The following is a 13,096-nucleotide window of genomic DNA, read 5'->3' as shown; positions in this document are numbered from 1 at the left end:
GAACGGCCTGTAACCTGTCCGGGGTGTGATGAGCGTGCCAATGACCGAGCCGACCGCAAGCGCGCCACCGGGCCTGGCGGTCGAGCATCTTTCTTTCGGCTATGGCGCGGAGCTGGTGCTCAGGGATGTCACCTTCTCGGTCGAGAAGCGCCGGTTCTGCGCGCTTCTGGGGCCGAACGGCGCCGGCAAGACCAGCCTTTTCGCGCTGCTGACCCGGCTTGCGATGCCGCGCGCCGGGCGCATCGGGATCGACGGGCTCGACCTTGCCGGGGCGCCGCGGGCGGCGCTTTCCCGCATGGGCATCGTGTTCCAGCAGTCCACGTTGGATCTCGACCTCTCGGTGCGCAGCAACCTGTCCTACTACGCCGCTCTGCGAGGGCTCTACGGGCGGGACGCGGCCCGGCGGATCGACGCGGCGCTCGACCGGCTCGGCCTGCGCGACCGCGCGGGCGTCAAGGCGCGCGAGCTGAACGGCGGGCATCGCCGCCGCACCGAGATCGCGCGGGCGCTCATGCATGGCCCGCAGCTGCTGTTGCTCGACGAGCCGACGGTGGGGCTCGATCCCGAGAGCCGGGCGGAGATCACCCGCCATGTGCATGCGCTGTGCGAGACCGAAGGGATCACCGTCTTCTGGGCGACGCATCTGGTGGATGAGGTGGCGCCGGGCGACGACCTCGTCATCCTGCATCAGGGGCGCGTGCTGGCGCGGGGCGTCGCGGCAGAGGTGGCCGGGGATCGCCCGCTCGAGGCGGTGTTTCTCGACATGACGGCGCGCTCGGCATGAGGGCCTATCTTGTCGCCCTCGTCGCCATCGTGGCGCGCGAACTTCTGCGGTTCGTCGCGCAGCGCGGGCGGTTCCTGTCCGCGCTGGTGCGTCCGCTGATCTGGCTGCTGGTCTTCGCCGCCGGGTTCCGCTCGGCGCTGGGGCTGTCGATCATCCCGCCCTACGCGACCTACATCCCCTACGAGGTGTACATCGTGCCGGGCCTGTGCGGGATGATCCAGCTCTTCAACGGCATGCAATCCTCGCTCAGCCTCGTCTACGACCGCGAGATGGGCTCGATGCGGCTCTTGCTGACCAGCCCGCTGCCGCGCTGGTGGCTGCTGTTTTCAAAGCTGCTGGCGGGGGCGGTGGTGTCGATCCTCCAGGTCTATGCCTTTCTTGGCGTCGCGGCGCTCTTCGGGATCGACCTGCCGCTCTGGGGGTACCTGTCCGCGCTGCCCGTGCTGCTGCTGACCGGGCTCATGCTGGGGGCGCTGGGGCTGGCGCTCTCGTCGGGCATTCGCCAACTGGAGAACTTCGCGGGCGTGATGAATTTCGTCATCTTCCCCGCCTTCTTCCTGTCCTCGGCGCTCTATCCGCTTTGGAAGATGCAGGAGAGTTCGCAGCTGCTCTACCGCCTCTGTACGCTGAACCCCTTCACCCACGCGGTCGAGGCGATCCGCTTCGCGCTCTACGGGCAGGCCAACCTTGCCGCGCTTGGATGGACGATCGCTGCGCTGGCGGTCTTCGTGGCGCTGGCGCTGCTCGGCTACACGCCGATGCGCCAGCCGAGCCGGGGCCTGTCCAGGCGTCGCTAGGCCACGAGGCGTCTTGCCGGATCAGCGTCGGCACCGGGTCTCGGCACGATCGACCCCCAGCGTATCGAGGGTATCGACCCGATGCTCGAACCCCTCGATCGGGGCGACCGCGATGACGGCATTGTGGCTGGCGAGCAGGATCGGCTGGCGCATCTGCCCGTCCCAATCGCGGAAGTTGCCGCGCACCCCCTTGTAGAGATCAACCGAAAGCGCTTCGGAAACCAAGGCGGCATCCACCGCCGCAGGATCGACGCTGCGGCTGGCGGAGACCGCATCGACCACCGCCCGTATGGCGGCCCATCCGGACCAGTCGGATGGGGTCATGTTCCGCCCGGCACCGCGACGGAACCGCTGGTTGAGTTGCGGGGCGCCATACCGCTCGAACGCCCAATGCCAGGCCAGCGGGGTCAACCCCTCTGAGCCGACAACCGGGCGGGGCGAATAGGTCGAGAAAGGGACGTAGCGACCGAAATCGCCGCCGTCGTCGATCAGCCAGACCACGTCGTAACGGGCGCTCCCGGTCAGCAGCGCGATATTGCTGCGGTCGCGGCGGCGGGGATCGTTGGTCTGTTCGAACTCCCGCTCCTCGACGAGCTCGAGCCCGAACTTGGTGAGCGAGGCCCGCGCCGCCTCGGCCTGCTGCGCATCGCGCTCCGTCGGCCCGCGCAGCAGCAGGACCCGCCCCCAGTCGCGGGCCCGCAGGAACTGCGCCAGCGCATCCGAGAGCATCGCATCCGAGGGCACCGTGTGCAGAAGGCCCGCCGCGCAATCGTCCTCGCGCCAGTGGTTCGCGGGGTCCCGGACGTTGATGAAGACCTCGTCGTCGCGCCGGGACGCGAGCACTGCCTGCATCTCGGCCGCGGGCAGGTCGAGCAGGATCGCAAGCGGGTGCGGCGTGCGGGCGGCGTCGAGAGCGCTCAGTGCCGCGCCCTCGGCGGCGAGAATCTCGTCGAGCTGGAAGCTGACGCCAAGCGCCCGGCTAAGCACCCGCGTGTCGCGGAAGGCCAGCTGCGCACCTGCAAGCGGGCGCTGCCGGTCCTTGAGTGACACGCCCGTGTAGACCTCGGCGGGCGCGTAGTAGGGATCATTCTCGAGGCCGAGATAGACCAGCCGCGCCACCTCCTCGGCGCGGGCGTGCGCGGCGAGACAGAGCAGGAGCAGGACAAGCCTAGCGATCATCGATCAGGATGTCGTAGGGCACGCCGCCGACCGCAATCGAGGTGATCGGCTTCAGCGTGGCGGTGTCGATGACAGTGACATCGTCCGACAGGCCATTGGCCACGTAGAGCCGCGTCTCGTCGGCCGAAAGCGCGACCCCCCAGGCGCGCTTGCCGACCAGGATGTAGTCGATCACCTGGCGTTTGGGCACATCCACCACCGCCACGTGATTGGCCCGCCCCAGCGCGACATAGGCCCGAGTCCCGTCTGCGCTGATCTGCAGGTCGACCGGCGTCACCTGCTCCGGGCGGAACCCGGTGGGCAGGAACTGCATGTCGCCGACGAGCTTCAGCGTGGCGACATCGATGATGTCGACCATCCCCGCAAGCTCCGCCGAGACCCACAGTTCCTTGCCGTCGGGTGTCAGCGCGAAGCGTCGGGGCCGGGTGTCCACGAGGATGTCGGCGACCACCTCGCCCGCGTCGAGGTCAAGGACGTGGACGAGGTTGGCGGCCTCGGACGCGACGAAGGCGAGCTTCCCGTCCGCGGTCACCTGCACGCCTTCGGGCTCTTCGCCGGTCAGGAACTCGCCGAGGAATTCGCCCGTCGTCACGTCGTAGACCGAGGCGGCGGCGTCTTCCTCGTTCGACACGATCAGCCGCTTGCCGTCGGGGTGCAGATCGAATGTCTCGGGCGCGGGCACGCCGGTGACCCGGCCGACAAGCTCGATGGTCGCGGTGTCGTAGATGGCGATCATGTCGTCATCGGCGCAGCCCACGAAGAACCGCGACCTGTCGGCGTTGAAGAGGATTCCACGCGGGCGGGCGCAGGTCTCGACCGTGCGGACAACCTGAAGATCAGGCGAGATGATCGACAGCGTGCTGCTCTTCTCATTGGTCACGATGGCCATGCCCGACCCCTCGGCCAGGGTCGCCACGGGGGCCAGCAAGAGGCAGGCAACAAGCGCGGCATCACTCCGAATCAAAGCGACAACTCCCATGCAGATGTTGCTATGCAATAGTGCGAAACTCGAATAAGCTAGCTAAAAATAGGACAAAATGTCGCGGAGAAAACCAGACAGAACTGCGAATTGAGGCGAGCATAAAATCTTCTGATAGGATCTAGGGAGGAACTTAGATGAAGACCAAGGCCTTGGCCGCTGCGGCGGCAATAGTTCTATGTAGTCATGCCGGAAGTTTGTGGGCCCAGGACGAGGTCTCGCATGGAACGCTCTACGGCGACCTGCAAAACGTCACCCAGTCCATGTTGAATCGTGCCTCGGGCGATGGGAATAACTTCCTTCATGCCAACGGCAATTATCAGCAGACGCGCTACTATCCGGCCAGTCAGATCAACACCGGCAACGTGAAGAACCTGCGTCCAGCGTGGATCTTCCAGACCGAGATCGTGGACTCGATGGAGACGAGCCCGATCGTGGTCAACGGCATCATGTATGTGACCACCGCGTTCAACCATGTCTACGCGCTCGACGCTCGGACGGGGCAGGAGATCTGGCACTACACCCACGCGATGGGGCCGGTGACCACCTATTGCTGCGGCCCCAACAACCGCGGCGTCGCGGTGTCGGGCGACCGGGTGTTCATGGGCACGCTGGATGCCAAGCTCGTGGCACTCGATGCCAAGACCGGCAAGCAGCTCTGGGAAACCGAGATCGCGGATCCCGAGCTGGGCTATTCCGAAACCATGGCTCCGACTGTCGTGGATGACATGGTGCTGATCGGCACGAACGGCGGCGAATACGGCATCCGCGGCTTCGTGAAGGCCTTCGATGCCGCGTCGGGCGAGCTGAAATGGACCTTCAACACGGTTCCCGAGGATTCGGTCGGCGTGTGGGCCACGCATGACGCCACCGGCCGCGACATGCTGCGCGACATCGAGGCCGAAAAGGCCGCTCTGGCGAGCATGGGGGATCCCTACGAGACCCTCGGCGGCGGTGTCTGGCAGAACCCGGCGGTCGATCTCGAGAGCCGCCGCATCTATTTCGTCGTCGGCAACCCCTCGCCCGACCTCGACGGCTCGCTGCGGCCGGGTGACAACCTCTATACCGACAGCCTCGTCTCGGTGAACCTCGATACCGGCGAATATATCTGCCATTTCCAGTACATCGCCCATGACGTCTGGGACCTCGACGCGGTTTCGCCACCGATCATCACCACGGTGAAGGATGCCGAGGGCAATGATGTGAAGGGCATCCTGCACGGCGGCAAGACCGGGCATGTCTATGTGCACAAGGCCGACGACTGCTCGCTCATCCGCTTCTCCGAGGCAATGGTGCCGCAGGAGAACATGTGGGTGCTGCCGACCGCCGAAGGCGCGCGGATGCTGCCCGGCGCGAATGGCGGTGTCGAATGGTCGCCGATGGCCACCGATCCGAACCTGCACATGGCCTATGCGATCAATCTGCATCAGCCGATGACCTACCACGTGGAATCCACCCCCTATCCCGAGGGCAAGATCTGGCTCGGCGGGGCGTTCAAGGTGATCCCCGAGGAAGAGCAATGGGGCAATGTCACCGCGGTGGACTACAACACCGGGGCCATCGCCTGGCAGGTCCGGACGGCCGAGCCGATGATCGGCGGCATTCTCGCGACGGCGGGCGGGCTGGTCTTCACCGGCGAGGGCAACGGTCTGTTCAAGGCCTATGACAGCTCGAACGGCGGCGAACTCTGGCGCTTCCAGGCCGGGGCGGGGGTCAACGCGCCGCCGTCGAGCTACACGGTCGAGGGCCGACAGTACATCGTCGTGGCAGCCGGCGGCAACGCGCAGCTCAACTACAAGCGGGGCAACAACATCATTGCCTTCGCGCTGTCTGACTGAGCGAGCAGGCGATCTGCACCGATGGCGGGCCTGCGGGCCCGCCTTTCTTGTCAAACGGAGACGAGCCCATGAAATTGCCCCTTCTCGTCCTCGCCGGCTGCCTTGCCGCAGTCCCGGCGCTGGCGAAAGACAACTTCGTCCTCGAGGACGAGGTCGCCCTCTGCACCGGCTGCCACGGCGAGGATGGCGTGCCCGTCGCGACGGACTATCCGATCATCGCCGGGCAGCAGTATTTCTACATCTTCACGCAGCTGCGCGACTTCGGGGCCGGCCGGCGCGAGAACGAGACGATGACCCCGATTGCCGCCGAATACGACCGCGACCAGGCGAAAGAGATCGCCCAGTATTTCGCCGACAAGCCTTGGCCGGATGTGCCGGGGTCCTCGCAGGAGGGTGACCGGCAACTGGCGGAAAAGGCGATGACCGCCGCGGAATGCAGCGCCTGTCACGGCAAATGGCAGGGCGACAGCCGCATCCCCCGCCTCGCCGGGCAGCAGGTCGACTACCTTGCGACCACGATGCTCGACTTCAAGAGCAAGACGCGGAAGAATGCGCCCGACATGTCCAATCTCATGGCGGATGTCTCCGACGACGAAATCCACGCGCTGGCGCGATACCTCTCGACGGTGGTCATTCACTGACCGGCCAGGTCGAGCGCCTTTCTGATCTCATCGGACGCCGCCAGGTCCCTGGCGGCGTTTCCCGTCTTGTCCCTGAGCGTGGCGTCGGCCCCGGCCTGAAGCAGGAAATCGACCATCTGACGGTGCCCGCGCTCGGCTGCGATCATCAGGGCGGTCTTGCCGCGGTCGTCTTGCCGGTCCACAGCGGCGCCCGCCGCGATCAACAGCTGCGCCACCGCGAGGCTGTCGGCTTCGGGCGCGTCGTTGCCGTGACCCGCCACCCACATCAGGGCCGTCAGATCGTGCCCCCAGACCCGGTCCGCATCGGCCCCGGCAGCAAGCAGCCGGGTGACGATCGCCGGATAGGCCCGCCCGGCGGCATAGACCAGCGCCCCCTTGCCGTGCCTGTCCTCGGCCGAGAGATCTCCGCCTGCCTCCAGCAGGGTTTCGAGCATCCGCGCATCGCCCTGGAAGGCGGCCGACATCACCGGCGTGACGCCTTCGCGGTTCGCGACATTCACCGCGGCCCCCGCGGCGAGCAGATCGGCGACCATGCGCCGCCGCCCGCCCTCGACCGCGCTCATCAGCGGCGTCGTCCCGCCGAGATTGGCGTGGCCGATCTCGGCACCCCGTTCCAGCAGCATGGCGGCGATCTCGCGCGCGCCGCGTCCGGCGGCGGTGATCAGCGGGGTGCTGCCGAATCGGTTGCGCGCCTGCACCGACGCGCCCTGGTCAAGAATGGTCCGGGCAAGCTCGGGACAGTCCACGTCGGCCGCCTCGAAAAGGGCCTCGTCAAGCAGTCGGCCCTCGAGCAGTTTCGGCGACTGGGCGATGCGGCTGGTCAGCGTCTGGCAGGCCGGGCTGACCGGCTGCGCCAGCACCGCGGTACCCAGCCAGAGCATCGGGATGAAGATCGCAACGAACCGTGTCACCTGACCGCGAAGACCCCGCTGAACCCCTGGGTTTGCAGCCCTTCGACCCCGTAGTTGTACTCGCCTGGCCGGAGCACGATGAACCAGATGTCCATGCTGCCCTCGGCGTCGAACTCCACCGCGCGCAGCCCGGCGGGCTTGACCTCGAGATCCGCGATCACCACCTGGTCGATCCAGCTTTCCCCGAAAAGCTCGGGTGCGACGAGCTTGTATTCCTCGAGCCCGTCGCTGGTGATGGTCCACTTGTAGTAGACCCCTGTCTCGATCTCGTAGCGGGTGACCGAAAAGCCGGAGTCGGCCGCCATCTCCAGCGGATCGAGCCTGATCGCGCGGCGGGTCGGATTGCCTTCGGCCCAGGCCTCGGACGCCGCCCCCGGCAGAAGTGTCAGAACCAGCGCGGCCGCAGCAAAGCGCCAGGCTGGTGCCGTGTTCTGAGTGCTGGAATGCCGACCGTCCAAGCGCCCCTCCAATCCAACCCATGACAGGGTTTAACCGGATGCTAATGCATTGTCGGCGTTCGATCTACTGGGATGACGCCCGGTCGCGGCGGGACCGCGACCGGTTCGGAAGATGGCTCGGCCTGGCTGGGGTGGGCGAGGGCAAGGGGACCTGCGCGCCTCGCCCAAGGTCCGTTCAGCGCGGCAGCGCCGCCGCCTCGCGGGCCAGCGCCACGATGCCGTCCCAGTCGCCCGCCTGCAGCAGCTCCTTGGGGGCGACCCAGGAGCCGCCGCAGCAGAGCACATTCTTCAGCGACAGGTAGTCGTTCACATTCTTCATGCTGACGCCGCCGGTGGGGCAGAACTTCACCTGCGGGATCGGTGCGCCGATGGCCTTGAGCGCGGGCGCGCCGCCATTGGCCTCGGCGGGGAAGAACTTCTGCACCGTGTAGCCGCGCTCGAGCAGCGCCATCGCCTCGGAGGCGGTGGCGGCGCCGGCCAGCAGCGGCAAGTCCGCCGCCTCGCAGGCGTCGAGCAGCGTGTCCGTGGCGCCAGGCGAGACGCCGAACTTCGCGCCGGCCTCGACCGCCGCGGTCACGTCCGCGGGGGTGAGCAGCGTGCCTGCGCCAACGACACCGCCCTCGACCTTCGCCATCTCGCGGATCGCGTCGAGCGCCACAGGCGTGCGCAGCGTCACTTCCAGCACCGGCAAGCCGCCGGCAACCAGCGCCTCGGCCAGCGGGCGGGCATGGGCGACATCATCGATCACCAGCACCGGGATCACCGGGGCGAGCAGGCAGAGGGCTTCGTTGGCGCGGCTGGCGTCCTGGGGGGTCATGGGCGGGGCCTTTGTCTGGTTGCTGGACCGACCGTAGCGGGTCGGGAAAATGCGTATTTTTAGAACGGTGAAAGCGCAAGGGGCACTTTCGGAAGGAGCGGCGGTCAGACCACCACGGCCGCACCGTTGGAGGCAAGCCCGACGTTCTGGCGGAACGCCTCGAAAAGCTCGCGCCCGACGCCGTGGCCGTTGCCCGAAAGGTCCGCCGTGGCGCTCTCGCGGTCGGCAAAGCCCTCGGTCAGGCATTGCAGCGTGCCGGCGCCCGCGTCGAGCCGCACGATGTCACCGTCGCGCAGCTTGGCGAGCGGGCCGCCGTCGGCGGCCTCGGGGCAGACGTGGATCGCCGAGGGCACCTTGCCGCTCGCACCCGACATGCGTCCGTCGGTGACCAGCGCCACCTTGAGCCCGCGGTCCTGCAGCACCGCCAGCGTCGGCGTCAGGCTGTGCAGCTCGGGCATGCCGTTCGACTTCGGCCCCTGGAAGCGCACCACGACGATGGTGTCGGAGGTGAACTCGCCGGCCTTGAAGGCGTCCTTGACCTGCGCCTGGTCGTGGAACACGCGCACCGGCGCCTCGACGACATGATGCTCGGGCTTCACCGCCGAGATCTTCATGATGCCGTGGCCGAGGTTGCCGATCATCTGCTTGAGGCCGCCGCTCTTCTGGAAGGGGTCGGTGGCGGGGCGGAGGATCTTGTCGTTCTGGCTTTCGCGCGGGGCGTCCTCGTAGACGATGGTGCCGTCCTTCAGCTTCGGCTCCTGCGTGTAGAGGCGCATCCCGTCGCCCGCCACGGTCTTGACGTCCTCGTGCATCAGCCCGGCATCGAGCAGCTCGCCGATCATGTATTGCAGCCCGCCCGCGGCGTGGAAGTGGTTCACGTCGGCGAGCCCGTTCGGGTAGACCTTGGCCATCAGCGGAACGACTTCCGAGATCGCGTCGAAATCCGACAGCTCGAGCGCCACGCCCGCGGCGCGCGCCATCGCGGGCAGGTGCAGCACGAGGTTGGTCGAGCCGCCCGTGGCCATCAGCCCGACGATGCCGTTCACGAAGGCCTTGGCGTCGAGCACGTCGCAGACCGGGCGGTACTCGTTGCCGAGCGCGGTGATCGCCAGCGCGCGCTTCGCCCCGGCCTCGGTCAGCGCGTCGCGCAGCGGGGTGTTGGGGTTGATGAAGGAACTGCCGGGCAGGTGCAGGCCCATGAACTCCATCAGCATCTGGTTGGAGTTGGCGGTGCCGTAGAAGGTGCAGGTGCCGGGGCCGTGGTAGCTTTTCATCTCGGCTTCCATCAGCTTGTCGCGGCCGACCTCGCCGGTGGCATATTGCTGACGGACCTTGGCCTTCTCGTCGTTCGGCAGGCCGCTGGTCATCGGCCCGGCGGGCAGGAAGAGGCCGGGGATGTAGCCGAAGGTGGCGGCGGCGATGACGAGGCCCGGCACGATCTTGTCGCAGACGCCGAGGTAGACGGCGGCGTCATAGGTGTTGTGCGAGAGCGAAACCCCAGCGGCAAGCGCGATCACGTCGCGCGAGAAGAGCGAGAGTTCCATGCCGACCTGGCCCTGGGTGACCCCGTCGCACATGGCCGGCACGCCGCCCGCCACCTGCGCGGTGCCGCCGACCGACCGCGCCGCGGCGCGCAGGAGGTCGGGGTAGCGCTCGTAGGGCTGATGCGCCGAGAGCATGTCATTGTAGGCGGTGACAATGCCGAGGTTCGGGGCGCGTCCCTCGGCCAGCGCGGCCTGGTCGGTGCCCATGGCGGCATAGGCGTGGGCCTGGTTGCCGCAGGTCAAATGCGCACGGCGCGGACCTTCCTCGGCGGCGCGGCGCATGCGGTCGAGATAGGTGCCGCGGAGCTTGTCCGAGCGGGCCTCGATCTCGGCGGTGACCTTGGCGATGGTGGCGTTGAGCGACATGGCGGGGCTCCTTTCGCTGTCCGGCGGGGCCGGTCTGGCGTCCTTGGGCTGGATGTAACCCGGTTAGCGCTATCAGTAAAGATGCGAAGCTGCGTTCGAGGCCACGGGCGGGGGGATTGCGCGTGAATGCGGCACGCGGCGGCGCCGATGCCGGCGGTGCAGCGCCGCAGGGTTCCGCCGGGTTCAAGCGGGCGCGTGAGCATCGCCCGGTGCAAGGGCTCAATCCGACGTCATCGTCAGGAAGCGCGGATCCATCCGGTGACGGAAGGGGAAGCTGTCGAACCAGGGCCGTGCCTCGACCAGCACCTGGCGGAACGAGGGACGCGCGAGCAGCCGCTCGAAATAGGCGCTCAGGTTCGCGGCCTCGGCACCGAAGGGCTCGAGAATGCCCGCGAAGAAGAGCGCGGGGGCGGCGGCGCAATCGGCAAGACCAAACGCCTCGCCTGCGGCCCAGGTCCGGCTTGCCATGTGGCGGTCGATCAGCCTGTAGCTCTGCCGCAGTTCGGCACGGGCGGCCGCCACTCCCATCCGGTCCTTCTGGGCGTCGGGGCGGAAGCTGTCGAAGACGATCTTCTGCATCGGCCCCTGAACGTAGAGATCGAAGACCCGATCCCAGAGCCGCGCCTGAAGAGTGGCGTCGGGATCATCGGGGAGCATCGGCGCGGCGCCGGGATGGAACCGGTCGAGGTAGTCGATGATGATCGTCGCCTCGGCCAGGGTGACATCCCGTTCCGCATCACGCAGCACCGGGAGCTTGCCGACCGGCCAGAGCTCGAGCAGCCGGGCGTGGTCGGCTGGATCGGCAAGATCGACGGTGACCGCCTCGAACTCGGTGCCCGCCTCGTAGAGGGCGATCAGCACCTTGTGGCAGTAGGAGGCGAGCGGATGCGAGTAGAGCGTGAGGGTCATGGCTCCTCCGGGGGCCGGGCAGGTGGGATAGTGCGGCCGAAGCCGCTTTCTGGCAAGGGGCCGCGGATCGCGCGGCGGCAGGTTGCAAAGGCGCTTCCCAAGGTCCCCGCGCGGCGCTAAAGGGGCGGGATGACACAGCCCGATATCCCCACCGTCCGTCTCCTTCCCAAGTCGAAGCCGCAGGCCCTGCGCCGGGGCTATCCTTGGGTCTATGCCAACGAGCTGGTGGTTGACCGCCGCACCCGGAATCTCGCCGCCGGCACCGTCGCGCGGCTCGAGGACAACGACCGCAAGCTGCTCGGGCTGGTGGGCGTGACGCCGAACTCGAAGATCATCTGCCGGATGCTCGACCGCGACCCCGAAGCCTCGATCGACAAGGCGTGGCTCGCGGCCAAGCTGACCCGTGCGCTGGAACTGCGCGAGCGGCTCTTCCCGGCACCCTACTACCGGCTCGTGCATGCCGAGGCCGACGGGCTGCCCGGCGTGATCATCGACCGTTTCGGCGACACCGCGGTGATCCAGCCCAACGCCGCCTGGGCCGAACTGCTGCTGCCCGAGCTGACCGAGGCGCTGGCCGAGGTCTCGGGCGTGAAGACCATCCTCAAGAACGCCGGCGGCCGCGGCCGCCAGCTCGAGGGGCTCGACGATCAGGATGCCGTGCTGCTGGGCCAGGCGCCCGAGGCACCGCTGCCGGTCGAGATGAACGGCGCGACCTACATGGCCGACGTCACCGGCGGTCAGAAGACCGGGCTCTTCTACGACCAGCGTCCGAACCACGGTTTCGCGGCGCGGCTGGCGAGCGGGCAGAAGATGCTCGACGTCTTCAGCCACGTCGGCGGTTTTGCTCTGGCGGCGCTGGCCGGTGGTGCGACAAGCGCGCTGTCGGTGGACGGCTCTGCCTCGGCGCTGGCGCTGGCCGAGGAGGGCGCGAAACGCATGGGGGCGGCGGACCGCTTCGCCACCCGTCAGGGCGACGCCTTCGACACGCTCGAGGCGCTGGGGACCGAAGGCGAGCGCTTCGGCCTCGTGGTCTGCGACCCGCCCGCCTTTGCCCCGGCCAAACCGGCGCTGGAAGCGGGTCTGCGCGCTTACGAGAAGGTCGCGCGGCTGTCGGCTCCGCTCGTGGAAGAGGGCGGCTACCTCGTGCTCTGCTCCTGTTCCCACGCGGCGGATCTGTCGAGCTTCACCGGTGCCTGCCTGCGCGGCATCGGCCGGGCCGGGCGCCGGGCACAGCTGCTGCACACCGGCTTTGCCGGGCCGGACCATCCGCTGCTGCCGCAGCTTGCGGAATCGGGCTATCTGAAGGCGCTGGTGTTCCGCCTGTGAAGGTGCTGCTGGACACCTGCGTCATCTACCCGACGGTGATGCGCGAGGTGCTCCTTGGCGTGGCAGCGCAGGGGCTCTACCAGCCGCTCTGGTCGGCGCGCATCCTCGAGGAATGGGCGCTGGCCGCACGCAAGCTGGGACCTATGGGCGAGGTGCAGGCGCGCGGTGAGATCGCGCAGGTCCGCGCCGCCTGGCCGGGTGCCGAGGTGCGCTACCAGCCGGCCATGGAAGACCGGCTCTGGCTGCCAGATCCCGCCGACCTGCACGTGCTGGCCGCGGCGATCTCGGGCAGTGCCGACCTCATCGTGACCGAGAACGCCAAGGACTTCCCGCGCAATATCCTCGCCGAGGAAGGACTCTCGCGCGTCGATGCAGACGGCTTCCTGCGCGGGCTCTGCGAGGCCAATCCGGGCAAGGTCAAGGATGCCTGCGAGGCGGTGCTCTCTGAGGCACGGCGGCTCTCGGGCGAGGACTGGACGATGCGCGGCCTGCTCAAGAAGGCGCGCCTGCCGCGGCTCGGCAAGGCGCTCGAGGCGGCGGGCTGACC

General features: G+C 67.9%; 13 protein-coding genes. 6 read left to right on the top strand and 7 right to left on the bottom strand.

Annotated elements, in window-relative coordinates; all coding sequences use genetic code 11:
* The first annotated feature begins 40 nt into the window (after nt 1-40).
* Entirely contained in the window at nt 41-784 is a 744-nt protein-coding gene (locus IQ782_RS08865; RefSeq protein WP_194134265.1) for an ABC transporter ATP-binding protein, read from the top strand.
* Entirely contained in the window at nt 781-1,581 is an 801-nt protein-coding gene (locus IQ782_RS08860; RefSeq protein WP_194134264.1) for an ABC transporter permease, read from the top strand. The genes IQ782_RS08865 and IQ782_RS08860 overlap by 4 nt, the downstream gene beginning before the upstream one ends.
* Before the next feature lie 21 nt (nt 1,582-1,602).
* Here the strand turns inward: IQ782_RS08860 and IQ782_RS08855 are convergent, their stop codons facing one another.
* Together IQ782_RS08855 and IQ782_RS08850 are read right to left on the bottom strand one after the other, a co-directional pair.
* On the bottom strand, nt 1,603-2,760 hold the full coding sequence (locus tag IQ782_RS08855) for a type 1 periplasmic-binding domain-containing protein (protein WP_194134263.1): 1,158 nt from the start codon (nt 2,758-2,760) through the stop codon (nt 1,603-1,605).
* Nucleotides 2,750-3,724, bottom strand: coding sequence for a PQQ-dependent catabolism-associated beta-propeller protein (locus IQ782_RS08850; protein WP_240989188.1), 975 nt, complete (start codon nt 3,722-3,724; stop codon nt 2,750-2,752). Before IQ782_RS08850 ends, IQ782_RS08855 begins: the two co-directional genes overlap by 11 nt.
* 152 nt (nt 3,725-3,876) lie before the next feature.
* On the opposite strand from IQ782_RS08850, the gene IQ782_RS08845 reads away from it, so the two are divergent.
* Together IQ782_RS08845 and IQ782_RS08840 are read left to right on the top strand one after the other, a co-directional pair.
* On the top strand, nt 3,877-5,577 hold the full coding sequence (locus IQ782_RS08845; protein WP_194134261.1) for a pyrroloquinoline quinone-dependent dehydrogenase: 1,701 nt from the start codon (nt 3,877-3,879) through the stop codon (nt 5,575-5,577).
* A 68-nt stretch (nt 5,578-5,645) separates the two neighbouring features.
* Entirely contained in the window at nt 5,646-6,218 is a 573-nt protein-coding gene (locus tag IQ782_RS08840; RefSeq protein WP_194134260.1) for a c-type cytochrome, read from the top strand.
* Here IQ782_RS08840 and IQ782_RS08835 read toward each other — a convergent pair.
* From IQ782_RS08835 to IQ782_RS08815, 5 genes are all read right to left on the bottom strand, one after another.
* Nucleotides 6,212-7,129, bottom strand: coding sequence for an ankyrin repeat domain-containing protein (locus IQ782_RS08835; protein WP_194134259.1), 918 nt, complete (start codon nt 7,127-7,129; stop codon nt 6,212-6,214). The genes IQ782_RS08840 and IQ782_RS08835 overlap by 7 nt on opposite strands.
* Nucleotides 7,126-7,587, bottom strand: coding sequence for a hypothetical protein (locus tag IQ782_RS08830; protein WP_194134258.1), 462 nt, complete (start codon nt 7,585-7,587; stop codon nt 7,126-7,128). Before IQ782_RS08830 ends, IQ782_RS08835 begins: the two co-directional genes overlap by 4 nt.
* A gap of 175 nt (nt 7,588-7,762) precedes the next feature.
* Nucleotides 7,763-8,404 carry a bifunctional 4-hydroxy-2-oxoglutarate aldolase/2-dehydro-3-deoxy-phosphogluconate aldolase gene (locus IQ782_RS08825; RefSeq protein ID WP_194134257.1) on the bottom strand — a complete coding sequence of 214 codons (642 nt, stop codon included), beginning with the start codon at nt 8,402-8,404 and terminating at the stop codon, nt 7,763-7,765.
* Between the two features lie 104 nt (nt 8,405-8,508).
* Nucleotides 8,509-10,314 (bottom strand): phosphogluconate dehydratase, encoded by a 1,806-nt coding sequence (gene edd / locus IQ782_RS08820; protein WP_194134256.1) that lies wholly within the window; start codon nt 10,312-10,314, stop codon nt 8,509-8,511.
* A gap of 219 nt (nt 10,315-10,533) precedes the next feature.
* Complete coding sequence (locus IQ782_RS08815; protein WP_194134255.1) at nt 10,534-11,223, bottom strand: glutathione S-transferase family protein; 690 nt, start codon at nt 11,221-11,223, stop codon at nt 10,534-10,536.
* Nucleotides 11,224-11,352: 129 nt separating this feature from the next.
* Here IQ782_RS08815 and IQ782_RS08810 point away from each other — a divergent pair, with 129 nt between their 5' ends.
* Nucleotides 11,353-12,549 carry an RSP_2647 family RNA methyltransferase gene (locus IQ782_RS08810; protein WP_194134254.1) on the top strand — a complete coding sequence of 399 codons (1,197 nt, stop codon included), beginning with the start codon at nt 11,353-11,355 and terminating at the stop codon, nt 12,547-12,549.
* On the top strand, nt 12,546-13,094 hold the full coding sequence (locus IQ782_RS08805; protein WP_194134253.1) for an RSP_2648 family PIN domain-containing protein: 549 nt from the start codon (nt 12,546-12,548) through the stop codon (nt 13,092-13,094). The genes IQ782_RS08810 and IQ782_RS08805 overlap by 4 nt, the downstream gene beginning before the upstream one ends.
* Nucleotides 13,095-13,096 lie beyond the last annotated feature (2 nt).

The organism is Salipiger mangrovisoli, assembly GCF_015223355.1.
Classification (GTDB): domain Bacteria; phylum Pseudomonadota; class Alphaproteobacteria; order Rhodobacterales; family Rhodobacteraceae; genus Salipiger; species Salipiger mangrovisoli.
Note: the sequence above shows the minus strand (reverse complement) of the source record. Positions and strands in the feature narration are given on the sequence as shown.